The following is a 20,505-nucleotide window of genomic DNA, read 5'->3' as shown; positions in this document are numbered from 1 at the left end:
TTTCTCGGGGGTGGGGCGCCGGGTCTGGCGTCCTGTACCGGGCCCGTGCGGGGTGTGGGCCCGAGGCGGGGCGTCAGGCCGCGTGGGCGCGGCGGCGGATGCAGGTCTTGGCGTGGGTGGCGTTGCGGTACGCGGCGTGCGCGTCCCGGTACGCCTGGACGGCGCGGGCGGCCCGCGGGTCGCGTTCGACGGCGGTGTTGAACGCGGCGTTCAGGACGTAGCCGAACCGGGCGGCGGCGGGCAGGGCGGCGACGGTGCGGAGGTGGTTGGCGGCGGCGGTGAGGGCGGTGACGGCGCACCACTCGTCGACCTTCGCGGCCTTCCAGTCGGTCTCGATCTCGGTGATCTCGTCGAGGGTGAGGAGGCCGTGGAACGCGTGGTCGTCGGAGAAGAGCGGTTCGTCGAGGTCGAGGATCACGGTGGGTCCTTCCTGGTCAGGCGGCCAGCAGGGTGGCTGCGGCGCGATGGAAACATCCGTGCTTCCCACGGAGCCCTGCGGCGCACGAGCACGCCTGGGGGGCGGTGAGGTAGGTGGCGGTGCCGTCGGAGGACACGGCGCGGAAGACGCGGCGGCCGCGGATGGGGATGATGCCGCCGTCCGCGATGAGCTCGCGGGCCTTGACGAGGGTGGCGGGCTTGATGCCGGCGGCGCGGGCGGCGTTGTCTTGGCGCTCCTTGCGGGCGCAGGTGGGGCCGATGCCGCGGGCGACGCTGCGGGGGTTGGTGAGGGTGGCGTGGCAGCCGGGGCGGCGGCAGGTGGCCGTCTTGGGGGTGGTTGCCTTCGCCATGTCTCTGTCTCCTCGCTGTCGTTACCGCGTAGGAACAGAGTAACCCACAACCGTGTTCCTACGCAATAAGTTGTGCGAAGATTCCCCGTAGGAACACGACACAGAGAAGAGACACCATGACCGACCCAGACGACGCAGCCGGCCAGACCTACATCACCCGGTTCCGCGTCCCGCGCGTCATGTGGGAGGCATACGGACGCGTCGCCGAACGGATCGGCGTCACACGCTCGGCCGACCTCCTCGACCACATCCGCGACGTCATCAATGCGCACGGCGACGAACAGGACCTCGCCGACCTCGCCAGAGCGGACCGAGAGCTATCCGAACGACGCGCCCGTAAAGGCGGCCGTCCTCCGAAGAGCGGCCAGCAGTGAGTGAGTTGGTGGATTTCCTCCGCGCGCGTCTCGCGGAGGATGAGGAGGCGCGCGTGCGGCGGCCGCGTCGTCGGCCGCGCCCTGGCGCCTGACCGTCGAGCAGGACGACTTCGACGGTGACGTACTAATCGGGTACACGGTGCTGCGTGACGCCGACGGGCTGGAGATCTCCAGCGACCGCGCCGACTTCACCGAAGAGGAGCTGACGCACTTCGCGCGGTTCGACCCGGCCCGCGTGCTGGCCGAGGTCGAGGCCAAGCGACAGATCGTAGACATCCACGAGGGCCTGCACTCCTGCGGTGCCGCCGACTACGACAACGCCGACCCGTGCCCAACGCTGCAACTCCTCGCGCAGGTGTACGCCGGCCACCCCAGTTACCGGAAGGAATGGCGGCCGTGAGCAACGACGACAAGCCCGTCCACATCCCGCCGTCGGTGTCGCTGCCCGACCTCGCGCCGTGGGAGCGGCACATCTGGCGGACACCGGACCTCACGGTCGAGGAACGCCGCGCCGCGATCCTTCTCGTCCGGCTGCAGCGCGGGGAGCTCACGGACACGGGTGAGGTGCTGGCTCTCTACCATGCGCTCGGGAACATCCTGAGGAGGCTGCCGTGAGCGACGGCGCACGAGAGTGGCGCATCGACCCGAGGACCCTCGACATGGAAGACCAGCACGGGGAGCCGCCCGGCGGCTTCACCCCGCAGGAATGGGGGCGGCAGAAGTGGGCGCCCTGCCTTGTCTGCGGAACGCGCGTCAACGTGTCCCTCATCGTCATCCCGCACAACGACGGAGGTGCACCCACCTACCAGGCCGGGAGCTGGGCGTGCCCGCACGGCTGCCCGTCACGCCCGGCCTCCGAGGAGGGGGCGGTCAGATGAGCGACGTTGCGGAGATGGCCGCATGGTTGCGTGCGCAGGTCGAGGCCGACCGAGCGGCAGCGCTCGCAGCAACGCCCGGCCCCTGGACAGTCGACCGCTACCAGCCCAGCGAGATCGGTCCACTTGACGACTGCGGGCGCCCCGACTGCGCCCGCATGATGGCCCGGACGATCGAGGTCGATGACGACGACGTCCCCCAGCCGTGGCGCGAGACAGCGGCGCACATCGCCCTGCATGACCCGCAGGACGTGATCGCCGACGCTGACGCCAAGCTCGCCATCCTCGACGAACACGCCACCACCAAGACCTACGCCGTCGGGGAAGACATGCGGCGCGTGCGAATCGACGTGTGCGAAACGTGCAGGAACAAGCGCGGCGTCCCGTGCGCCACCGTCCGGCTGCTCGCGCAGGGCTACCGGCACCGCGACGGATGGCGAAAAGAGTGGGCCACCTAGCCACCGGGATACAAGACTCCGTAACCGGCCCGTGGCACACTGCCACGCATGGCGCCCACCCTCGACCACATCCCGCAACTCGCGCCCGGGGTCCCCGCCGCGCCCGTCATCGACATCTACTGCTGGTCCTGCGGGGACCCGCGCACGTTCGAGGACCGTCACACCGACCAGGTCGGGGCGAGTCCGCTCGATACGTGCACGCGCTGCGATCTGGTTGTCCACATGGTGTGCACGGACTGCGGGGCGAAGTACCGGCCGCAGTCGCAGATCCGCACCCCGTCGTGGCTGCGTTAGGAGACGCTCGTGGCAGATGATCCCCCGAAGTGCCGTCGCTGCAACGGGATCGGGACGGTGCTTGACGAAAAGAACCGGCCGGTGACGTGCCCGGCATGTAAGGGCACCTGCACGGAGTAGTGGCGGTAATCGTCCTGCGCGCCGCCGTTCCTGTCGGGGACGATGGCGGGATGGACGTCGAGTACTACACCGTCAACAAGCCGGGCGTGATCGTGCCGGTCTCCCGTGAACTCCTCCTCGACCACGGCCTGGTCGAGCCGACGCCTGTCGAGCGGGCGGAGCGGGAGCGGCGTGCGGCCGAGTGGCGGCAGCGGGCGGAGGAACACGAGGCGCGGCGCGCGGCCGCACGGGAGGCGCTCGCCGCGATCACGGCCCCGGTCGCGCGGATCGTCCTGGACCTGCACGTCGAGAACCCGCGGGGTGAGTGTGGGGGTGACGACATGGACGGGTACGACGCGGAGTTCCCGGAGTGGCCGTGCCGGACGGTCGAGAAGGTTGCGGCGCACTACGGCATCAGCTTCTGAACGCGAAAACGGGCCTCAGGCGCGGTTCGCACCCGCGTTTGATCCCAAGGCCCGTCTTCGTTTTCGAGAAGAACTCCCAGCTCAGGCTGGGTGTCCGACGTGTGTGGCCTTCCCGGGCCACAGCTTCTAGAGTACCCGGCCGCCCACCGCAAAACCGGTCAATTACCCGAGCGTGTCCGGGTCCCACCCCTCACGCCGGGCGGTGACCGTGTGCGTCGTGACGACCCGGACCACCCGCTGGCATCGCTCGTCCAAGCATGCGTCGCACACCACGACCTCCAGCTCCCCCGGCGTCTCATCGAACGCCGAGCCGTAGCCGGGGCTGCCGCGGAACGTCACCCCGTCGCAGGGTTGGACAGCGGCGTCGCTGACGAACACCGCCTCCAAGACCCGGCCGCACGCAATGCACGGCAGCGCTCTCGCCGTCACCCTGCCTCCCGTTCTGCTTCCTCCAGCAACCGGACCCACGACCCGCGCGGCCACGACGCACCACACCGCGCCTGCCCCACCGGCCCCCACTCCTCGGAGTCCGCCGGCCAGTCCGGGTCATCTGCGGCCGCGGGCCCGTGGACGGGTACCCACCCGTCACACCACACCGCGCTGCTCGCGTCCGCACGCACCTTCAACGGCCCACCACAGTCCGGGCAATACACGTCCCGCAGCGGCACCATCGGCGCGTCATAGTCCGCCGCGATCCGCGCCCGCCCCACGATCGCGCGGAGCCTGGAGGCGATCCACTTCCCGGTGTCTTCGTCTTCGAGCGCGATCGTCACGAGCGTGGCGGGCGCCTTCCAGCCCTGATCGGCGAGCGCATGCCCGAGCTCGTCCAGGTCCCGGCGGATCTCGTCCGCGGCGTGCCACGCCTCGGTGACGGGTTCTCCCGGATCGGGAGAACCCCCGATGAGCGGGGACAGGGCACCGTCGGCGTCCCAGCCCGGGGATCCCGAGGGGATCGCGGCGCCGGCGGACGCGACGCCTTCGACGACGCGCTGTTCGACGCGGTGCAGGACCCACCGGCCGTGCCAGCACTTCACCCGTCCGCGGCGCTCCACCCGCTCTGGCTCGTTGCACGGGCACGGGTCGGGCTGCCAGCGGCGCACCTCCACCGGGACAGCAGCCGCGCGGCGGTTGGTGACCCCGAGCTGCGCGAGGAGGCCCGGCTCTTTCGTGACGTGCGTTGCCCAATCGAGCACGGCGACGGTGCGGTCCTGTGAGCGGCGCACCTGCCGGTACCGGGGAACCTTCTCGCGGGTGATGATCTCGCCGTGGAGCTGCCCGAGGAGTTCCCGGATGGTTTCGGCCGCGGTCGCGGGCTTCGGCTTCGGCTGGTTGGTCAACGGGCCCCCTCTTCGTCGGGCTGGCTGAACCCGCACGCGTTGCAGGTGAATCCCTTGGGTGGACTGCCGCCGCAAGCCGCACATGTCTGTTCGTGCAGGAGGCGGTTCTCGGACACGTTGAGCGCCTTCGCGAGGTAGGCGAGTTCGTCGATGGTGATCGCGCGGCGGCGCAGCCCGTTCCGTGGTCGCCCGGTCTCGATGTTGACCAGCACGCTTGCCGTGATGTCGGGGGCCCCGACCTGAGCACAGCGCCCGGCGAGTTGCTCGCGGGTCAGCCCGAGTTGTTGCCGAAGGGCCTTGATTCTTACCGCCGCGCATTCGCTTCGGGACATCCGATCCCTGCTCAACGGGCCCCCTTCACCTTCGTCTTGTCGATCGGCCGCTGCCCGAGGATCTCCGCCCGGTTCCCCGGCGTCCCCGGACCGGCCGGGATGCCGAGGATCCGGCAGCAGTGCCCGCAGCGGGGCAGCGCGAGCCGGGACCCCAGGCCGGGCCACGCCATCACCGCGCGGACCCCGCACCGGGCGGTGAGCGTCAGCGCATACATCCGCAACTCGTCGCAGGCGTCTTCGTCGTCGGCGTCGACCGCGTCACCGGGGACGGCGTGGAGGCGTTCCCATGAGGACGCGGTGGTGAGCCACCAGTGCCCGAGATTTCCCGGGTGCGGCATCGCGGTCACGGGGCATCGCCGCCCTTCCACGGGCCGACCGGCGGCAGGGACTGGATCGGCACGTCGAACGGTTCGCCGCGCTTGAGCTGGTTCAGCTCCAGATCCACCGTCTTGTGGCCCGCCTCGTTCCGAACAACCTGGGTGACGCGAACGAACCCGGGGGATCCGTCGTAGATTTCGATGCGGAGGGTTTCCTCAGGGTCGATGTCTTGCGCCCGGATCCAGGTGACGAGCGCGGCGTGCTCGTCCGGGGAGAGGCTGGTGAACGCGGTGTTGCGGACGTCGTACACGGCGAGCGGGTCGGTCACTGGGTCTCCTTGAGGGGGCGGACGGTCCAGATGTGGTGGCAGCGGTCGCAGTGGACGCTGACGGGCTCGTCGCCGCCGCCCGCCAGTTGAACGCCGGTGGACGTGACGGTGAAGTCGTGGCCGTCGGTGAAGCACTCCCGGCGGGCGAGTTCCGTGGCGGCTTCGTCGAGGGTGTAGCGCGGCTCGGTCACGGCGCCGCCTCCTCCGATGCACCGGCAAGGTGCGTGGCGAGATGCTGAGCCCACGCGCCGAACGCCTCACACCAGTGGGTGCGGAGCTGGTCGGCTTCGGGGGTTTCACCGTGGGCGGCGAGGGTCGCTTTGAGGTCGCAGATGATGCCTTGGCAGGCGGCCTTCCAGGTGTCACAGCTCACGCAGTCACTCATCGTGGGCTCCACGGCAGCAGCAGCCCGTCGTCCTCACGCCGTGGCACCAGATGCAGGTGCAGATGCCGGACCGTCTGCGTCGCCTCCGCCCCACGGCTCGTGATCAGGTTCACCGGCCCCATCCCGTCGGCGAGTTCCGCGGCAAGCGACATTGCGATGGCGGACACCGCAGGGGACGCGGCGAAGTCCGGGACGTGCTCACGCGGGACAACGAGAATGTGCCCGGTGGTGACCGGGCTGAGGGGGGTGAACGCGATGGCGTCGGCCCATGTTCTGACCACGTCGGCAGCAGCGAGCCCGGCGATGATGTCGCAGAACGGGCACGGTTCGGTCGCGGTAGGAGCGGGGGTGTGTGTGCTGTGGGCGGCGAGCGCTTCGGGCCAGGAGTAGCCGCACCGTCCGCATTCGCGTTCCAGGTGCTCGAATACGACGCGGGGCCGGCCGGGTGGTGGTAGTCGATCCAGCCGCGGCCGGCGGGGTTGTAGTAGCGGGTGTAGGCGCGACGTGGCGGCATTTGGGGCAGGTGGGGTTGTCGCCGGAGAACGGCGGCAGGTTGGTCATGGTGGTGGTCGTGTCGTGTGGGGGCGTGTTCAGGGATGTGCTCGGCGGGACGACGCCGTCGGGGATCTCGTCGGTATGTGGGGCGTGTTTCACGGGGTCGCCTCCGGCTGGTCGAGGGCTTCGAGGGTGCGGCACGGGTAGCCGGGCGGCGCGCCGCATCCTTCGCAGATGCCGTGGTTGACGCATGGAACGGGCGTGGACGCCTTGACGTGGGTTGTGCAGTCGTGGCGGACGTGGAGCTCCCGCACGCGCTGCACGGAGGCCTCGGCCTGCCCGAGCTTGCCGACGAGGTCGCGGAGCTCGCGGGCGTAGCCCTCGGCGATGCCCTTGTACCGCTGCTCGGCGCGCTCGATGGCGGCCTCGACGACGGGCAGCACCGCGTCCGCGAGGTCGCCCCAGAAGACGGCAGTGCCCTGCTCGTCTGCCCGCTTCCGAATCGCGTCGGCGATGCGGTCGCGGATCGCAGACTCGTCCGGCTCGGGCCGGGCGTGGTGTTCGGTGAGGGCCTCACGGACGGGCCTGCCGGTCAGGAGCGCCTCACGTATGGCGTCCCGTTCGTCGGTCACTGTGTCCCCTTCCCGATGCCCTTGGTGGCGAGCGCATGGAACCCGACAAGCAGGCAACCCGCCGCGAGGATCAGCAACGTGATCGGCCAGACGATGCCCGGCAGCACCTCACCGACGAGGCCGTACCGCGCCAACTCCCGCTCACGGGTACCGCGCCGTTCGGAATCCCACGCGAACCCCCTGATGACGGCGGCTGCTATGGCGAGGTAGCCGAGGGCTGCCAGGGTGATCCAGAGTCCGGTCACGAGGTCTCCTCGGTCAGGTCCACCGCCGGGCCTCCGCCGGGCGGCACGGCGTCCGCAACATGCAGACGGTGCCCCTCCGCCCGACCGCACCAGCAGTTCCCCGCGCCGCTGTACGGGCTCCGCTCGTACGGGTGCGCCACGATCCGGCCGTCGCGGGAGTGCTCCACCGCTGCTTCACGATCGAGTCGCGGTCGAGACGCACGACGGCGAGACGCACGAACGACGCACGGAACTCGGCCTCGGTGAGGTGGCCGGCGAGGTCGTCTCCGATGCGTTCGACCTCACCGAGCGGGTCGTCGATCGCATGGTCGAGGGTGCGGGCGATGCCGAGGAACGCGACGCCGTGCCGGTACCGGTAGTACCAGGTGCGGCCGTCGCGGAGGGTGCCTTCGTACTGAGCGGGGCAGGCCATGCACGTCTGGGTGTAGGTGGCGACGAGGTCGCCAAACCCGGTCACGGGGTGTCTCCTTCGAGGCGGTCGGCAAGCGCCGGTGGCATGGTGTGCACGGCTCGTCCGTGATCGGCTTGTCGCACACGTGGCAGATGCCGCGCAGGTAGTCGGTGACCGCGTGGACGAACTCGTAGTCCTCGGGGTCGTCCGGCGGCCATAGGGCGAGGATCTCGACGGCGGCCTCCTCCCGCACGCGCCGCTCGTGGACGGGGAGGACGGCGGCGAGGATCGCGCGGGTCGCGCGGTCCATGAACACGCGGCCGCTCACCTGCCATGCATCGACCCCGATCTGAACCAGGTCGTCCGGCACATCCTGCCGGGGCTCGGTGGGCTCGGGCACGGTCGTCTCCTCCGGGATGCGGTCGGTGCGGGCGGCGATGAACGCCTCGATGCTCTGCCGGCCTATCTCTCCGGCGGTGAGCGGCACGGGGTCGGCGGGCAGGTCGTCGGGGATGCGGTCCCGGAACCACGCGAGGTCACGCTCCTCGGGTTCGGGCTCGGCGTGCGGCCAGTCGTCTTCGGGCCACCCGTCCGGCCTCGTGGAGCACGTCGTCGCGCCGGGCGGGTGGAACCAGATGTGCGGGTTCGGGAGCCTCGCGTCGAGCCAGTACGGGGCGAACACGATCGGCTTCCCGCAGTGCTTGCACACGGCCTCACGCGCCGCCGCGGACTCAGGCACGGGTCACCTCCTCGCGGGTGATCCACAGCAACCCCTCGTCGTCCGGGGCGGCGCCGCGCTCATGCACCGCCCACGTGGTCGACGTCGCGGACCCGAGCGCGCTGGGGCTGACCTCGGTGGCCACGAGGTCGTCGTTGTCGGTGCCGTCGTTCTGGAGGGCGGTGAGCGCGCCCTCCAGCGAGGTGCACACGGCGACGCGGCGGCGGCCGTCGGCGGGGTTGTCGTCGAAGAAGATCACTTCGGCGATGAACACGGCGTCGATCTCAGGCACGGGTTCCTCCTTGTTGAGGTGCTGCTCGTACTCCTCGAACCACTCCGTTGGGAGCAGGGCGATGCAGTCGGCGCAGCCGCAGTCGTCTGCGTGACGGCCGGGCCCGTGGTAGCACGGACCGTCATAGCGTGGCCCTGAGATCGCCTGTGCGGGCCGGGGATGGTCCGGGTGTGACTCGAGTGTGTGTCCGGGGCTCACAACACGCCTCCGGCGTCCTGGTGATCGCCCGGCGGGGTCTGCTGCGGTCCGGGACAATGCCACGGGTACGGAATCTCCGCCGACGGGATCAGGTCACACGCCGGGCAGTCCTCCGCGTTCCCACCCACATGCACCGGCCGCGGCCCCTGCTCCACACGCCACCGCTTCGCGGCCTCCACATTCCGGGCGAGGTTCTCGGCAAGCGCTTCAACGTCCTCGGTGGTGAGCTTGACCAGGTAGCCCTTCCGCCACCGGCGGTCGACCCCGAAGATCAGCCAATGGTCGTCGCCAGCGCGGCCGACCGTCGGACTCACAGCGGTGATGTTCGACCAGCGGAACCGGTCGACCCAGCGGGCGAGCAGCGCGGGCAGGTAGCGGATCACCGGGCCTCCTCGGTGCGTGCGGTCCACCACGGCCCACGTACATCAGGCGCCGGCCGAGTTCGGCGCGGACATCGACCAGACGCGGCCGCGTGAATGTGTCAACGGCACAACCGTCACGGCGGCTGCCGGGGACGGGCCACAGCTCCGCATACCAGTCGGCGTACCGGCCGAACACGAGCCCGACCTGGTCACCATCGACGACGATGCGGTACCCGGCGTCGCCGAGCGGGGACAGGACGAGTTTCACAGGGCATCCTTCGGTTCGTCCGCGAACAGCCGCACCGCGGCCGTCCACGGGTCGTGCAGATCGGTGAGATGCGCGAGGCGGGCGAGGACCACGTCCTCCTCAACCCGCAACCACCTGTGGTTCCGGTACATCACGTCGTGCTCCGACCGGTCCTCGGACGGCGGCGGCTGCACCGACGACAAAGGCGGGCTGCTGCGCTCCGGACGCTCCGGCGGATACCGCACCACCTGCAGGCGAGACGGCACCGCGCCCCCGGCCGCGAACGAACGACGGCCCATCAACGGCCACGGCAACGGACTCACGCCGCACCCCCCGCCAACGCACGCAGCTCCCGCTGCGCCACCTCCGCCGCCTGCGCACGCTGCGCCGCATTGAGGTCGAGCGCGTCCAACACCCGCTCCAACACCGTCACGTACGAACCGGCGATCTGCTCATACACCGCCACCACGCGTTCGCTGACGCCGGCGTCGATCGCGGCCTTGCTGACGCGCGCGAGATGCTGACGCTCGGACTGGTAGAGAGTGATCCACGCGCTCGGGACCGCGCGCCGCTTCGTCTCCGTCCCACCCCCGGACTCGGTGAACGGCTTGTCGACCTCCTCAACCACACCCCACACCACCTCTTCGCGCTCAAGGTCGGCGACGACGGACGCGAGCCACGCCACGTGCCCCGCGGTGCGGTGAACCTCTTCGAGGAGCGCCTGCCCCGGGTCGACCTCACGCGGCAGCCCGTACGTGACGACCGCCGCACGCGCCTCCTCCACCTGCGCGGCCCTACGGTGCGACACCGTCGACCCGCCGTGAAGCTTGCACCGCCCCGTCCCGGCATGATCGGTGCCCCACCCCGCCGGCCGGTGGCACACCTTCCCCGACCCGTCCCGCCGCCGACCGTGGCAGTGGTTCTTCTCGCAGTCCTCCAGGTCCGGCGCAGTGTCACGACCAGGTTCCGAAGAGTCGCTTGTCACGACCGTGCACCGCCCTCCGGCGCCACCGAACCCACCGGCAGGTGCTGACACCCACACGCCTGGATCGCCTTACCGAAATCGCGGCACAACTCCGCATCATGGCCACCGCCATCGATGTCGATGCCGGCGCGGACCATGTCCGCCTCCACGTCCGCGGCACGAGCACAAGGTGGACAGATCATCGGGAACTCCTGTTCTTGAGAGGGCCGACCGCGTTCCGCAGGTCCCGCACCTGCTCGCCGCGGGCGAGCATCCGCGCGGTCGCGACGAGGGTTTGCGGCCATGTCCATCCGGCGGAGTGGCAGTCGGCGAGGGCGCCTTGCAGTTCGTTGGGGTCGATGTCGGGTCGGGTGGCGGTTGCGAACGTGATGAGGGCGGCCATGGCGGGCTGCGCGGCCGGGGCGGTCACGTGAACTCCAGCGGCGCTTGGGCGAGGCGCTTGGCGGCGGCTTCGGCGTAGGGCTCGTGCGCCTCGACCCCGATTGCGCGGCGGCCGGTGAGGCGAGCGGCTTCGAGGGTGGAGCCGCTGCCGGCGAACGGTCGAGGACGAGGGCGCCGGGCGGGCAGGCGTACTCGATCAGCGGGGTGAGGATGCCGACAGGCTTCTCGGTCGGATGGATGCCGCCAATGCGGTGCATTGACCGGACACGCAGCACGGAACGCATGAGCGCCGTGCCATCCCGGACGTCGTCCGATGCGCCTCGCGACCCGTACTGATTCGGCGCGTTTCCCTGACGGCGGATCACTCGTTGCGGCGTCCCGGTCCTCTCCCGAGGTGTCGCCTTGTGCTGCTCGCGCCAGTTGCCTCGATACCAGTGCAGAGCAAACTCATGGACGCGTCGGAAACGATCAGCCTGAAAGCCTGGCCCGTTGTGCTTCTCCCACACCACGTCCTGTGAGAGGCGCCAGTCCGCGAACTGCTCGCGGCGGTCAAGGAACATGCGCATGCTGCCACATGGACCGCGTGACGATGGCGGCGATGTCGGGCCAGCCGTCGGGCCACCGGTCCCATGCCAGCGCGGTCTCGGCGTAGGGAGGGTCGGCGACCACCAGGTCAGCGGTGATGTCGAGGGCGGGCAGCACGTCGCGCATGTCGCCGACGTAGAGGGTGATGTGGTCGTCTCGGTAGTAGTGGTTGGTCACAGCAGCTCCAGTTGCTGCGGGCCCGCGGGGGCGGGCGTCGGTTTCGGGGCGGGTGGCCGCGGCTGCGGCTTCGCCTTGGGTGGGGCGGTCCAGGGCGTGACGGTGGCGTACCGGCGGGCGAGGATCTCGATGCGTTCCGCGCGCGCTGTTCGCGGGGCTGAGCGGTCACGTGACGGACGATCAGCTCCACTGCCCGCCACGGGTCGGCTTCGCGCCTGCAATCGCCGCAGCGGCCGATCTGGGCTTCGTGGTGGCACAACTGGACGGCGTCGGGGGTGGTGGTGGCGCGAGCGTTGTGGTTGTTCACCCGGGCCTGGAGGGTCGCGGGCCGCGGGGCGGGGATGTGGAACGGGTCCCGCTCCGCCGCCGCGAGTTCGAGCGCGTGCTGCTGTTCGGCCGGGGTCATGCGGGCCCAGCAGTCCGGCCCGACCCGGCGGCGCCTCGCGAGGTCGTCAGTGAGCGGGCGGCCGCACTCACGACAGTTCGGGTCGACGGTCCGGATCGTCACAGCACCCGCCCCCTCGGAGTGATCCGGACACCCCGGTGCACGGTCGGCGCCGACGCGGCCTCCATGAGCCGCTGCAACGCGATGAGTTCCAGCCGCCGCACCTCGGCGTACCGATCCGCGGAACTGGCCGCGAGTGTTTCGCCCGGCGACGTGCGCCGCACCGCGTCGAGCGCGGCGTCCCGGACGCGTAGGAGACGCTTGGCGCGCTCGTCGGTGTAGTCCTCGCCCCGTTCGACCCAGGTGACGAGCGCGCGCGGTCGCGGACGTGGACGAGGTGCCCGTCGCGGACGATCCAGCCGTTGTGCTCGAACCGGCGGAGCGAGCCGCGCACGGCGGTGCGGATCTTTCCGCGCGGGATGTGGTTGCCGGTCTGGTGGTGCTGCCCGGTTTGGGGTAGCAGGGCGGTGAGGGTGGTGCGGCGGACGGTGTCGAGGCGGAGCATGACGAGGGCGACGGCGACGAGGTCGCTGATGCCGCGGCGGGGCGGCCCGTCCAGGAAGAAGAAGTCGCCTCGGTTGTTGCCGCCGCCGTTGGCGCGCCAGCAGGGGCCGCACATGCGGTGGGTCGGGTCCTTCGCGGCGGAGCATTCAGGGCAGGTGCTGGTTTGGGGGTGGTTGGTCATGCGGGTACTCCGGTGGCGATGCGGTGGGCGTGGTGGGCGGCGCGGATGAGGACGGCTTCGCGTTCGGCTCCGGGGCCGAGGTCTTGGGTGGCGAGGCGTTCGGCTTTGTCTCGTTCGGTGCCGGGGCGGCTCATGAGGTATTCGCATGCGGCCCGGTAGGTCCACGGCTGCCCGTTGGGGGTGTCGCTGCCGGGTGTCCCGCCGTTGTGTTGATCTTGTTCGTCGGGCGGGGCCGTGGCTGGAGGGTCAGGTGCAGGGAAACCTTCGCCATCTCCTCCTCTACTCAGTCCTGATTCATCCTTCTCTTCCTTGGGGGGACGGTTTTCGTGCCCCATTCCGACGAAAACCGTCCCCCGTTGGGGAGGAAAACCGTCCCCCATTCCGGAGGAAAACCGTCCCCCATTTGGGGTACGGAAACCGTCCCCCATATCGGGGTTATCCACAGGGTTATCCACAGGCTCATGGGGGACGGAAACCGTGCCCCGTCCGGTGCCGTGGACCGGGTCGAGAACAAGCTCGTACTCCGCGTTGCGGCCCGGCCGTGCCCGCGCCACAACCCGCACCGCACCCCGCCGCGTCAACGTCGCCACGGCGTCCTTCACCGCCTTGAACGACGCCTCCCGCGCCTTACGCGACTCCTCGCTGCCGTCGTCGTCGGGGACCCGCCGCCCCAGCCCGAACGCCAAGTCTTCACGGCCGCCGTAGTACCGGGGTCGGGCGTCACCGTCGCGGGTGCGCAGCGCCATGTAGACCAGCAGCCGGAACGGCCCGCCGGGGAGGGCACCCCAGTGGACGAACGCTGCTTTGACGTTCCCTGCGCCCATGTCGAGCGGCTCCTAGCAGTTCAGAAGAGGGTTGCTGGCGTGTGGTCGGGGTCGGGCGGGACGACCTCTTCGTGGACGGTCGGGCCGGCGCGGGCGACCCATCCGCGGATCTTGCGGCGGTGGGCCTCGCAGGCGAGGGCGGCGCGGTAGCGGACGTCTCCGAGGCCGCCGCGTGCCGTGTAGAGGACGGTCGCGGCGGCGAGGCAGGTGTCTTCGGCGCAGTGGGCCATCAGGTCCGGCCTCTTGCGGTGGGGTATTCGTCGGGCAGCGTCATGCCGGGGCGGCCGTTGACGAGGTTGGGCTTCAGGTGGACCTTGCACCCGGCTTCGCGGGCCTGGGCGACGATGCGGGCGACCCACTCGAACGGCGGCGCGAACGCGGGCACCGCCCCGTCGGGCTGCCGGGTCTCGGTCTGGGCGCCGATGACGACCCAGTCGAAGACGGACAGGTCCGTGAACTCCAGCGGCTCCTTCAGCGGTTCGAGCGACAGCCACTTCACGGCGCCGCCGTCGATCTTCCGGAAGGCGTCTTCGGCGATGCGGACGCGCTTCTGCTCGTCCACGCTCGTGCCGATCCAGGCGCCGGGCGGCATGTCGAGCCCGACGTACCGGCCGGGGAACTTGGTGAGGAGGATGTACTGCCACTCGGGCGACGCGAGCATCGCCTCGTGCACGCGGCCGATCCACTCGTCGGGGACCCACCGGCCGTACAGATCGGCCATGGAGCACACGAACACCCGCTTGTACGCCTCGTCGTCGGCGTGCGCCGCGGGGATGGTGGTGTTCGTGGGTGCGTCGAGGCGCTCCTCGTGGAACAGGGGCGTGAAGCCAGCCGGGTAGGCGTCGGGCCAGCGGGCGGTGATGGCGCGGGCGTAGCAGTAGTCGCAGCCGTGGAGGCATCCGGTGACGGGGTTCCAGGACCACTTCGCCCACGAGATGCCGTCGCGGTCTGCTGCGTGAACGTGGCTTTCCCGGCGGGCTTGGGGTAGGGGAATTCGCGGCCGTCGTGGGTGCGGAGCGTCAGCATCACGGGCGACGGCTTCGGCGTCGGGTCGGGGCGCGGCTGCGAGCGGAGCCGTTCCTTGCGCTGCCGGTCCGCAGCGTCGAGGGCGATCGACCCTGCACGCACTTGCTCGGCCAGGTCGGGCGCGTCTCGCTCGACGGCCTTAGCTTGGGCCACGGCACGGCCGGAGGCGCCGACTGCGTGTGCCGCCTTGGTGGCGGACTTCCGCTCGTACTGTGAGTGCAGATCTGCACTCGTTTTATCGCGTTCGGTAGTCGTCGGCTTCGGTGAGTCACCGATCGGCCTGCCGGTCCTCTGTGCTTCGGCGAACGCCTTCTCGTACTCCAGCGCCACCATGGCGCGCTGCCCGGGGTTGAGGTGCCGCCGGGCGAGGTTCTTCGACACGATCAGGTCGAGGATCTTCGGCTCGTCGTAGTGCGCGCCGAGCGTCTCGAACACCGCGTCGACGCCCGCGGCCTCGCACGCCCGATACCGGTTGCGGCCGTCGATCAGGACCGTCCGGTCATGGTTCAGGACGATCGGCTCGCGCAGCCCGTTGCGCTTCACGTCCATCACGAGCTCGTTGAACTCGTCGCCCTCGACGAGCGGGAACGCGTCCGCGAACGGGTGCACCTCATAGGGGCCGAGGTCTGCCATCTAGTTGTCCTTTCCGTGCAGTTCGCAGTGGCAGCCATGGCAGACCGCCAGCAAGTTCTCGGGGACGTCGAACGCGCCCCACGGCGGGTAGCGCAGGTGGTGCGGCTCGGTCGGCGGACGCTGACCGCAGCGCTCGCACGAGCCGCCGGCCCGCTCGAACACCTCGGCGCGGATGGCGAGGAACCGCGGGTGCCGCAGGTACTCCCGATAGCTGCGGTACGGGGCGTCGACGCCGGGCCGGGGCGGCGCGTAGTGGCGGGTCACGCGTCGTCCACGTCGAACAGCGCCAGGTCCTCGCCGACGTCGGGCAGCGCGTCCGGGTTCGACGCGGCGGGGCACGGGATCATGGCGAGCCGCTGCTCGTTGCTCGCGGCCATCCATTCGCGTTCCCGGCCGCGAATCTGCTTCAGCTCCGACTTCTGGAGGAACAAGCGCAGTAGGAGGCCGGTGAACTCGTCGCTGTCCTGTCGCCACCATGCGAGGCTCACGGAGCGGTTGCAGTTCTTGGCGCTCCTGCGTGCGGCCTGATCGGTGCCACTTCGCCACCGCGGCTTCGCGGAGGTCGCCACCAGGTACGCCCACTGAGCCTCGTCGCGGTCGAGGGCGGCGAGCGAAAGGTCGCGGTAGGCGGGCAGCGCCCGCTGCTGCTCGCGGACTGCGGCGAACCAGTTGATGCGCTCGGTGATGGCGAGGCGCTTGATCCCGGCGGGATTGCAGCCCATCGTGGACAGGCAGCGGAACAGGCCCGTGCGGGCGGCGATCTCGGACGCGAATGTCGGGCGCATCGCCCATTCGGTGATGGCGTTCGGGTCGTTGACGACGAACACTCCGGCGTTGCGGTCGACGTCGCTCACGTCCGCGTGGGCGCCGCTGACATTGAGAGCGGTTACGGTGGCGCCGCCGGGATGGGTCCACGTGGCGGGGCCGTCTGCGGCGTACCCAAGTGCAGGGAGTTGCTCGGACAGGTTGCCGACGAGCCGGTCGTAGGTGCCGGTCTGGATCTCGTGCAGACGGATGTGGATGGGAGCCCGGCATCCGGCGGCGTGGTAGGCGAGGATGCCGGGCGAGCAGGCGCGATGCCAGTCTTCGCCGTCCACGGGGGCGGCGTCGCCCGCTGTGAGGTCGTACCAGATGCCATGGCGGGCACCGATGAAGGAGATTACGCCTGCTTCCTGTCCGACGATGCTCGACAGGTAGTCGTGCTTGATGGGGGTCCGCCAGCTTCGCCCGACGTCCTTGTGCTTGGTCACTACGGGGTCTCTTTCCTGTCGGGGGTTGTGCGGTAAAGGGCGGCGAGGGTGCCGATGAGGCGCTGCATCAGCTCCTCGACCGTCGGTTCCTTGCGGTCGGGGCGGGCGCGTTCGGCTTCGAGGTCCCGCACCCGCACCGCGAGTTCGTCCATCACTGCGTCCACCTCCGGACCGGGATGCCGATGGCTTCGGCGGCGCGGACGCACTGGGAGGCGCCAGCGGATTGTCCGCGGATGAACGCGACGACCTCGTCCGGTCGGGTGGCGACCATGGCGGTGTTGCGGCGGGGCCCGGCACTGCGGCCGTAGCGGCGCCATTCGGCGGGGTGCCGTTCGGCGGGGATGCCTCGGAGGATGGCCCAGCGTTCGGCTATGGCGTCGGCGCCGGAGTTACAGGCGCCTGAGACGAGCACCATGTCGGGGTGTTCGGCGTGGAGCTGGTCGAGGGCGGCGTGGATGATGCCGTGCCCTTTCCACGTTCTCGACCCGGTAACGAGGACCCGGTACGGGCTGGTGGTGGTGTCCATCAGGTCGCGTCCCCTTCGGGCTGGGGCTTGCGGCGGGACGCGGGGCACCGCCCGGCGTTTCTGCGTCCGGCGCGGGGGTGGATTTGGAAGGTGCCGTCGAGGCGCAACTTGGCGCGGATGCCGCATTCGTGGCAGACGGTCCAGGTAACCCAGGTGCCGTTGTGGGTCTGGTATTGGCCGCTGCGGTCGGGGCGGGCGGGTGCGGTGGTGAGGCCGAGGACGTCGAGGAGGAGCGCGGCGTCGGGCTGCCGCTGGACGTAGCGGGTGGCGGCGGTGGTCTGCCATTCGGGGAGGGGTTCGTCGGCTCCGGCGGTGTAGTGGAGGCTGGTCATCTGGGTGGTGCCGTCGCCTTTGCGTGGGGTGGCGCGGCGGGCTCGGCCGGTGAGGTGTTGCGCGTCGGGTGGCAAGGGTCGGCGGGTCATGCCGTGGCTGCTTTCTTCCGGGTGGTTTCGTAGCGGTAGGCGGTGGCGCGTGACACGTGCAGTTGTCTCGCGGCGGCGGCGACCGTGTGCCCGGTGGTGCGTAGGTGGGCGAACTGTGTGCGTAGGGCGTCGGCGTCGGCGGTTGTGCGGTATGGGCGGTCGGATGGGTTGGTGGGGGCGGGTGGCCCGGAGGTGGGGCGTCCGGCGGCGGTCCAGCGGCGCCAGCATGCTGTGCGGTAGCCGTGGCCTTTGTGGGGGCCGGGTTGTCCGCAGCAGCGGCAGTGGATGCGGCGGCTCACGCGGTCACCTGCCAAACGCGGATGAGCGCGCCGGGCTCGGCGAGGGCACCGTGCTGCCCGGCGTAGGTCTTGCGGACGCGGCCTTCGATGATCTGGGAGTCGTCGGGCCACAGGACCGAGGTGAGGGCGTCGGATACGGCGCGGCCGAGGTGGTCCCAGTCGCCGGAGGAGCGGGTGATGGGCCAGGGGCGGCGGACGGTCTTGGGCGGGTTGAAGGTGAGGGTGAGGTCCATGCCGACGGGGCCGCGGTAGAGGCCGTGGTCGCCGGGTTTGGCGCCGCAGATGATGCAGGGTTTGGCGCGGCGGTCGTCTTTCTCGTTCTTGGCCTTGGGCGGTTTGGTGTGGGCGTGGTGGCCGGTGGCGTGTTCGGCGGCGGCGGTGACGAGTTGGCGCCAGGGCTTGAGGGTTTTGCCGTTGGAGTGGTAGCCGCGGCCGCTTTTGCCGTAGGAGATGCGGCCTTGTCCGATGGGGGTGCCGAGGACGGTGAAGGTGAGGTGGTTGGGGGTGGTCATGGCGTGGTGTCTTCCGGTGCGGTGGTGGCTTGGGTGGGTCGTCGGGTGGTGGCGCCGTAGGAGCGGCAGTCGGAGGTGCCGTTGGTGTCGTCGCCGGCGGGCCGGGGCGGCCGGGCCATGTCGAGGCATGTCCCGGCCGCGGCGACCACTGCGGCGGCGAGTAGGAGGAGGTGGGTGAGGGTCACGTGGTGGCCTGTTGGAGGTGGGCGCCGCAGGTGCCGCACCGGTGGCTGGTGGGCTCGGGTTCGGGGTTGGGGATGAGTTCGATGGTTCGGCAGCGGTACGGGTCGCGGCGGATCCGTCCGAGGCCCTCCAGCTGGCGGAGCTGGTGCGCGACGCTGCTCGTGGAGGACAGGCCGACCGCGTCGCCGATCTCGCGGATGGACGGCGGGTAGCCGCGGCGGCGGATGCCGTCGGTGATGACGAGGAGGATGGCTTCCTGCCGTCGCGTGAGGGTGTCCTGCTCAGGCATGGGTGGCTGCCTTGAGGTTGCGGCCGGTGTGCCGGCCGGGGTGGTGGGCGAACGCGGCGCGTACGGTGAGCCAGTTCGTCCAGGCGATGAGGAGGGCGGGGGCGCGGAGGTCAGGCATCGGGGTCTCCTGGAAAGCGCCCGTTGCCGGGCCCCTCACCCCCGATGGCCGGGTGTTCGCTGGTGTCGTTGCGGGTGATCTGGGTGGTGTGTCCGGCGACGCCGATGCCGATGGGCCCGGTGCCGAGGATGTTGTGGACGCGGTTCTGTTCGTCGGTGAGGGCGTCGTTCTCGGCCTGGTGGTGGGGGCAGGTGCAGACCGGGCTGCCGCAGTCGCCGTGCTGCGGCGGGTCCTGGAAGCAGGGCGTGACCGGCGGCGCGGCCGCCGCGGCGTTGCCGTTGAAGACGTCGACCTGCTCGGGCGGGAGTTCCGCCGTCACGTTCAGTAGGACGTCCTTCGGCTCGGGCGGGAGGGTGTGGCCGTGCTTGGCGCACCAGAGTTCGACGAGTTCGCGGTGCTGCTCGGAGGAGGTGCGGAACCCGGTGATCTCGCGGCCCTTGTCGGCGTGCTGCTGGTTGAGGAGACGGAGGTGGTTTTGGGCCTTCTCGACGTCTTCCTGCGCCTGGGTGATTTTGGCGTCGAGGGCGGGGAGTTGGGTTTCGAGGGTGATGGCGCGGGTCTTGTCGTGGACGAATTCGTCCCAGTTCTTGCGGATGGCGGGGGGCAGGTCGGTGGTGTTGTTGGTCATCGGTTCGTCTCCCCGTGGGTGATGGCGTCGGCGGCGTGCTGCGCGTCGGCCGCGAAGTGGATGAGGACGTCGAAGACGTTCATGGCGTGGGCGAGGGTGGCCTGCAGGTCGAAGCCGTGCGTGGCGCTCCGCGCCGGGTGGCCGGGCTCGGCACGCTCCACCGCCCGCAGAGCGGTCGAGCACACGTGGTAGCCGTGCTGGGTCAGCGCGTCGAAGTAGGCGGCGACCGCGTGCATGTCGTCGGCGGTCATCCCGGTCTGGCTGATGCGTTCGTTGGTGACGGCGGGTTGTTCGGCGGCGAGCGCGAGCCGGTCGGCGAGGGACTCGCTCACTGGGCACCGCCCACGGGCTCGACGTGGACGTCGGCGCCAGCCTGGTAGTGCCCGATGCCGGGGCGGGGCTCGTCGGCGATGTCCCAGTAGTCGACGATCGTGACGCCGTTCGGTCCGGTCGTCGGGCGGGAGTGGACCCGCCACCGGACGGGCTGACCGTGGTGGTTGGGGTCGGGGTCGCGGACGATGATGTCTCCCGCACGCAGGTCACGCGCGGGCCTTGAGATGATGTGCATGGCCGTGTCCTTTCGCAGTGGTTCGGCCGTGTGGGGCGGTGCCCCGGGCTCGACCCCCGGGGCACCGTTCTTGACGTCGTGGATGAGGCGGTCGGTGGCGTACCGGTTGGGGCGGGCGCGCACCAGCAGCGGTAGTCGTCGGGCTCCAGCCAGTCGGGCAGGAACTCGCACACGTGGATGTTGCGGCGGAGAAGCAGCCAGTCGGAGACGGTGAGGAGCGCGGACACGAGGCGGTACATCACGACGCACCGCCGATCAGGGACTGCTGCTGCTCCGGGCCATACGGGATCAGAGGCCAAAACCCCAAACACCCGTCAGCCTTGGCGTTCAGCGCGACCGAAGCCTGGCTGGTGAGCGTCGTCCACTACATCGTGCA

The 20,505-nt window shown here is 70.4% G+C and carries 44 protein-coding genes and 2 pseudogenes; 7 read left to right on the top strand and 39 right to left on the bottom strand.

Features of this window, described 5'->3' with window-relative positions; genetic code table 11:
- Positions 1-73: 73 nt before the first annotated feature.
- Entirely contained in the window at positions 74-418 is a 345-nt protein-coding gene (locus BJF79_RS29745) for a hypothetical protein (RefSeq protein ID WP_075902358.1), read from the bottom strand.
- A gap of 16 nt (positions 419-434) precedes the next feature.
- Positions 435-788, bottom strand: a complete 354-nt coding sequence (locus BJF79_RS29740; protein WP_075902356.1) for a DUF6011 domain-containing protein — start codon at positions 786-788, stop codon at positions 435-437.
- A gap of 116 nt (positions 789-904) precedes the next feature.
- Here BJF79_RS29740 and BJF79_RS29735 point away from each other — a divergent pair, with 116 nt between their 5' ends.
- The 7 genes from BJF79_RS29735 to BJF79_RS29705 all read left to right on the top strand — a co-directional run bounded on the left by BJF79_RS29735 (position 905) and on the right by BJF79_RS29705 (position 3,313).
- Positions 905-1,162 carry a hypothetical protein gene (locus tag BJF79_RS29735; RefSeq protein WP_075902354.1) on the top strand — a complete coding sequence of 86 codons (258 nt, stop codon included), beginning with the start codon at positions 905-907 and terminating at the stop codon, positions 1,160-1,162.
- An 88-nt stretch (positions 1,163-1,250) separates the two neighbouring features.
- The gene (locus BJF79_RS29730) at positions 1,251-1,562 is read left to right on the top strand and encodes a DUF6221 family protein (protein WP_262402747.1); all 312 of its coding nucleotides are present in this window, start codon (positions 1,251-1,253) and stop codon (positions 1,560-1,562) included.
- Positions 1,559-1,777: a hypothetical protein gene (locus BJF79_RS29725; protein ID WP_143220369.1), complete on the top strand. Its 219-nt coding sequence runs from the start codon at positions 1,559-1,561 to the stop codon at positions 1,775-1,777. Before BJF79_RS29730 ends, BJF79_RS29725 begins: the two co-directional genes overlap by 4 nt.
- Positions 1,774-2,040, top strand: a complete 267-nt coding sequence (locus tag BJF79_RS29720; RefSeq protein WP_075902348.1) for a hypothetical protein — start codon at positions 1,774-1,776, stop codon at positions 2,038-2,040. The genes BJF79_RS29725 and BJF79_RS29720 overlap by 4 nt, the downstream gene beginning before the upstream one ends.
- The gene (locus BJF79_RS29715; RefSeq protein WP_143220367.1) at positions 2,037-2,495 is read left to right on the top strand and encodes a DUF6221 family protein; all 459 of its coding nucleotides are present in this window, start codon (positions 2,037-2,039) and stop codon (positions 2,493-2,495) included. Before BJF79_RS29720 ends, BJF79_RS29715 begins: the two co-directional genes overlap by 4 nt.
- A gap of 48 nt (positions 2,496-2,543) precedes the next feature.
- Positions 2,544-2,789 (top strand): hypothetical protein, encoded by a 246-nt coding sequence (locus BJF79_RS29710; protein ID WP_075902344.1) that lies wholly within the window; start codon positions 2,544-2,546, stop codon positions 2,787-2,789.
- 170 nt (positions 2,790-2,959) lie between these two features.
- On the top strand, positions 2,960-3,313 hold the full coding sequence (locus BJF79_RS29705; protein ID WP_075902342.1) for a hypothetical protein: 354 nt from the start codon (positions 2,960-2,962) through the stop codon (positions 3,311-3,313).
- A 162-nt stretch (positions 3,314-3,475) separates the two neighbouring features.
- On the opposite strand, the gene BJF79_RS29700 is transcribed toward BJF79_RS29705, so the two are convergent.
- From BJF79_RS29700 to BJF79_RS29560, 37 genes and pseudogenes are all read right to left on the bottom strand, one after another.
- Entirely contained in the window at positions 3,476-3,691 is a 216-nt protein-coding gene (locus BJF79_RS29700) for a hypothetical protein (protein WP_143220365.1), read from the bottom strand.
- A 47-nt stretch (positions 3,692-3,738) separates the two neighbouring features.
- Positions 3,739-4,650, bottom strand: coding sequence for a hypothetical protein (locus tag BJF79_RS29695; RefSeq protein ID WP_075902338.1), 912 nt, complete (start codon positions 4,648-4,650; stop codon positions 3,739-3,741).
- Positions 4,647-4,982, bottom strand: coding sequence for a helix-turn-helix domain-containing protein (locus BJF79_RS53995; RefSeq protein WP_075902336.1), 336 nt, complete (start codon positions 4,980-4,982; stop codon positions 4,647-4,649). The genes BJF79_RS29695 and BJF79_RS53995 overlap by 4 nt, the downstream gene beginning before the upstream one ends.
- Positions 4,983-4,993: 11 nt before the next feature.
- The gene (locus BJF79_RS29685; RefSeq protein ID WP_075902334.1) at positions 4,994-5,329 is read right to left on the bottom strand and encodes a hypothetical protein; all 336 of its coding nucleotides are present in this window, start codon (positions 5,327-5,329) and stop codon (positions 4,994-4,996) included.
- Complete coding sequence (locus BJF79_RS29680) at positions 5,326-5,628, bottom strand: hypothetical protein (RefSeq protein WP_075902332.1); 303 nt, start codon at positions 5,626-5,628, stop codon at positions 5,326-5,328. The genes BJF79_RS29685 and BJF79_RS29680 overlap by 4 nt, the downstream gene beginning before the upstream one ends.
- Positions 5,625-5,819 carry a hypothetical protein gene (locus tag BJF79_RS29675; RefSeq protein WP_075902330.1) on the bottom strand — a complete coding sequence of 65 codons (195 nt, stop codon included), beginning with the start codon at positions 5,817-5,819 and terminating at the stop codon, positions 5,625-5,627. The genes BJF79_RS29680 and BJF79_RS29675 overlap by 4 nt, the downstream gene beginning before the upstream one ends.
- The gene (locus tag BJF79_RS29670) at positions 5,816-6,013 is read right to left on the bottom strand and encodes a hypothetical protein (protein WP_143220363.1); all 198 of its coding nucleotides are present in this window, start codon (positions 6,011-6,013) and stop codon (positions 5,816-5,818) included. Before BJF79_RS29670 ends, BJF79_RS29675 begins: the two co-directional genes overlap by 4 nt.
- Complete coding sequence (locus BJF79_RS29665) at positions 6,010-6,294, bottom strand: HIT family protein (RefSeq protein ID WP_262402741.1); 285 nt, start codon at positions 6,292-6,294, stop codon at positions 6,010-6,012. The genes BJF79_RS29670 and BJF79_RS29665 overlap by 4 nt, the downstream gene beginning before the upstream one ends.
- Before the next feature lie 369 nt (positions 6,295-6,663).
- The gene (locus tag BJF79_RS29660) at positions 6,664-7,140 is read right to left on the bottom strand and encodes a hypothetical protein (protein ID WP_075902324.1); all 477 of its coding nucleotides are present in this window, start codon (positions 7,138-7,140) and stop codon (positions 6,664-6,666) included.
- Positions 7,137-7,385, bottom strand: coding sequence for a hypothetical protein (locus tag BJF79_RS29655; protein WP_075902322.1), 249 nt, complete (start codon positions 7,383-7,385; stop codon positions 7,137-7,139). Before BJF79_RS29655 ends, BJF79_RS29660 begins: the two co-directional genes overlap by 4 nt.
- Positions 7,382-7,552, bottom strand: a complete 171-nt coding sequence (locus BJF79_RS56025; protein ID WP_158079329.1) for a hypothetical protein — start codon at positions 7,550-7,552, stop codon at positions 7,382-7,384. Before BJF79_RS56025 ends, BJF79_RS29655 begins: the two co-directional genes overlap by 4 nt.
- Positions 7,553-7,666: 114 nt before the next feature.
- On the bottom strand, positions 7,667-8,515 hold the full coding sequence (locus BJF79_RS29650) for a hypothetical protein (protein WP_075902320.1): 849 nt from the start codon (positions 8,513-8,515) through the stop codon (positions 7,667-7,669).
- Positions 8,508-8,786, bottom strand: a complete 279-nt coding sequence (locus BJF79_RS53990) for a hypothetical protein (protein ID WP_143220361.1) — start codon at positions 8,784-8,786, stop codon at positions 8,508-8,510. Before BJF79_RS53990 ends, BJF79_RS29650 begins: the two co-directional genes overlap by 8 nt.
- A gap of 194 nt (positions 8,787-8,980) precedes the next feature.
- Positions 8,981-9,367, bottom strand: coding sequence for a hypothetical protein (locus tag BJF79_RS29640; protein ID WP_075902316.1), 387 nt, complete (start codon positions 9,365-9,367; stop codon positions 8,981-8,983).
- Between the two features lie 243 nt (positions 9,368-9,610).
- Positions 9,611-9,916 carry a hypothetical protein gene (locus tag BJF79_RS29635; RefSeq protein ID WP_143220359.1) on the bottom strand — a complete coding sequence of 102 codons (306 nt, stop codon included), beginning with the start codon at positions 9,914-9,916 and terminating at the stop codon, positions 9,611-9,613.
- Complete coding sequence (locus BJF79_RS29630) at positions 9,913-10,377, bottom strand: hypothetical protein (RefSeq protein ID WP_075902312.1); 465 nt, start codon at positions 10,375-10,377, stop codon at positions 9,913-9,915. The genes BJF79_RS29635 and BJF79_RS29630 overlap by 4 nt, the downstream gene beginning before the upstream one ends.
- 379 nt (positions 10,378-10,756) lie before the next feature.
- Positions 10,757-10,987 carry a hypothetical protein gene (locus tag BJF79_RS29625; protein WP_075902310.1) on the bottom strand — a complete coding sequence of 77 codons (231 nt, stop codon included), beginning with the start codon at positions 10,985-10,987 and terminating at the stop codon, positions 10,757-10,759.
- Positions 10,984-11,519 (bottom strand): annotated as a pseudogene (locus BJF79_RS67440) (DNA-methyltransferase). The gene BJF79_RS29625 and the pseudogene BJF79_RS67440 overlap by 4 nt, the downstream one beginning before the upstream one ends.
- On the bottom strand, positions 11,509-11,721 hold the full coding sequence (locus tag BJF79_RS51645; protein WP_083734156.1) for a class I SAM-dependent methyltransferase: 213 nt from the start codon (positions 11,719-11,721) through the stop codon (positions 11,509-11,511). Before BJF79_RS51645 ends, BJF79_RS67440 begins: the two are co-directional and overlap by 11 nt.
- The gene (locus tag BJF79_RS67435) at positions 11,633-12,229 is read right to left on the bottom strand and encodes a DUF6011 domain-containing protein (RefSeq protein ID WP_410050156.1); all 597 of its coding nucleotides are present in this window, start codon (positions 12,227-12,229) and stop codon (positions 11,633-11,635) included. Before BJF79_RS67435 ends, BJF79_RS51645 begins: the two co-directional genes overlap by 89 nt.
- Positions 12,195-12,851, bottom strand: coding sequence for a hypothetical protein (locus BJF79_RS53985; RefSeq protein WP_143220356.1), 657 nt, complete (start codon positions 12,849-12,851; stop codon positions 12,195-12,197). Before BJF79_RS53985 ends, BJF79_RS67435 begins: the two co-directional genes overlap by 35 nt.
- A complete protein-coding gene (locus tag BJF79_RS53980) occupies positions 12,848-13,675 on the bottom strand; it encodes a hypothetical protein (RefSeq protein ID WP_143220354.1) in 828 nt (275 codons plus the stop codon). The genes BJF79_RS53985 and BJF79_RS53980 overlap by 4 nt, the downstream gene beginning before the upstream one ends.
- 20 nt (positions 13,676-13,695) lie before the next feature.
- Positions 13,696-13,905: a hypothetical protein gene (locus BJF79_RS29610; RefSeq protein WP_075902306.1), complete on the bottom strand. Its 210-nt coding sequence runs from the start codon at positions 13,903-13,905 to the stop codon at positions 13,696-13,698.
- Positions 13,905-14,612 (bottom strand): phage Gp37/Gp68 family protein, encoded by a 708-nt coding sequence (locus BJF79_RS62180; RefSeq protein ID WP_262402746.1) that lies wholly within the window; start codon positions 14,610-14,612, stop codon positions 13,905-13,907. Before BJF79_RS62180 ends, BJF79_RS29610 begins: the two co-directional genes overlap by 1 nt.
- 536 nt (positions 14,613-15,148) lie before the next feature.
- A pseudogene (locus BJF79_RS67430) lies at positions 15,149-15,334 on the bottom strand (ParB N-terminal domain-containing protein); the annotation flags it as partial.
- Positions 15,335-15,598: an HNH endonuclease gene (locus BJF79_RS29600; protein WP_075902302.1), complete on the bottom strand. Its 264-nt coding sequence runs from the start codon at positions 15,596-15,598 to the stop codon at positions 15,335-15,337. It lies immediately after the preceding pseudogene.
- The gene (locus BJF79_RS29595) at positions 15,595-16,584 is read right to left on the bottom strand and encodes a hypothetical protein (protein ID WP_075902300.1); all 990 of its coding nucleotides are present in this window, start codon (positions 16,582-16,584) and stop codon (positions 15,595-15,597) included. The genes BJF79_RS29600 and BJF79_RS29595 overlap by 4 nt, the downstream gene beginning before the upstream one ends.
- A complete protein-coding gene (locus BJF79_RS56020) occupies positions 16,584-16,736 on the bottom strand; it encodes a hypothetical protein (RefSeq protein WP_158079328.1) in 153 nt (50 codons plus the stop codon). Before BJF79_RS56020 ends, BJF79_RS29595 begins: the two co-directional genes overlap by 1 nt.
- A complete protein-coding gene (locus BJF79_RS29590; RefSeq protein WP_075902298.1) occupies positions 16,736-17,110 on the bottom strand; it encodes a DUF2493 domain-containing protein in 375 nt (124 codons plus the stop codon). The genes BJF79_RS56020 and BJF79_RS29590 overlap by 1 nt, the downstream gene beginning before the upstream one ends.
- Complete coding sequence (locus tag BJF79_RS29585) at positions 17,110-17,532, bottom strand: hypothetical protein (RefSeq protein WP_143220350.1); 423 nt, start codon at positions 17,530-17,532, stop codon at positions 17,110-17,112. The genes BJF79_RS29590 and BJF79_RS29585 overlap by 1 nt, the downstream gene beginning before the upstream one ends.
- Before the next feature lie 295 nt (positions 17,533-17,827).
- Positions 17,828-18,343, bottom strand: a complete 516-nt coding sequence (locus BJF79_RS29580) for a RusA family crossover junction endodeoxyribonuclease (protein WP_075902294.1) — start codon at positions 18,341-18,343, stop codon at positions 17,828-17,830.
- Positions 18,340-18,528, bottom strand: coding sequence for a hypothetical protein (locus BJF79_RS53970; protein ID WP_143220347.1), 189 nt, complete (start codon positions 18,526-18,528; stop codon positions 18,340-18,342). The genes BJF79_RS29580 and BJF79_RS53970 overlap by 4 nt, the downstream gene beginning before the upstream one ends.
- On the bottom strand, positions 18,525-18,815 hold the full coding sequence (locus BJF79_RS29575) for a LexA family protein (RefSeq protein ID WP_075902292.1): 291 nt from the start codon (positions 18,813-18,815) through the stop codon (positions 18,525-18,527). Before BJF79_RS29575 ends, BJF79_RS53970 begins: the two co-directional genes overlap by 4 nt.
- Positions 18,808-18,933, bottom strand: coding sequence for a hypothetical protein (locus BJF79_RS62175; RefSeq protein ID WP_262402740.1), 126 nt, complete (start codon positions 18,931-18,933; stop codon positions 18,808-18,810). Before BJF79_RS62175 ends, BJF79_RS29575 begins: the two co-directional genes overlap by 8 nt.
- Entirely contained in the window at positions 18,926-19,561 is a 636-nt protein-coding gene (locus tag BJF79_RS29570; protein ID WP_075902290.1) for a hypothetical protein, read from the bottom strand. The genes BJF79_RS62175 and BJF79_RS29570 overlap by 8 nt, the downstream gene beginning before the upstream one ends.
- Positions 19,558-19,893: a hypothetical protein gene (locus BJF79_RS29565; RefSeq protein ID WP_075902288.1), complete on the bottom strand. Its 336-nt coding sequence runs from the start codon at positions 19,891-19,893 to the stop codon at positions 19,558-19,560. The genes BJF79_RS29570 and BJF79_RS29565 overlap by 4 nt, the downstream gene beginning before the upstream one ends.
- Positions 19,890-20,129, bottom strand: a complete 240-nt coding sequence (locus BJF79_RS29560) for a hypothetical protein (protein WP_143220345.1) — start codon at positions 20,127-20,129, stop codon at positions 19,890-19,892. The genes BJF79_RS29565 and BJF79_RS29560 overlap by 4 nt, the downstream gene beginning before the upstream one ends.
- Positions 20,130-20,505: the final 376 nt, after the last annotated feature.

It is taken from the genome of Actinomadura sp. CNU-125 (assembly GCF_001942465.1).
Lineage (GTDB): Bacteria > Actinomycetota > Actinomycetes > Streptosporangiales > Streptosporangiaceae > Spirillospora.
The sequence above is the reverse complement of the archived record's forward strand: the minus strand, read 5'-3'. Positions and strand labels throughout refer to the sequence as shown.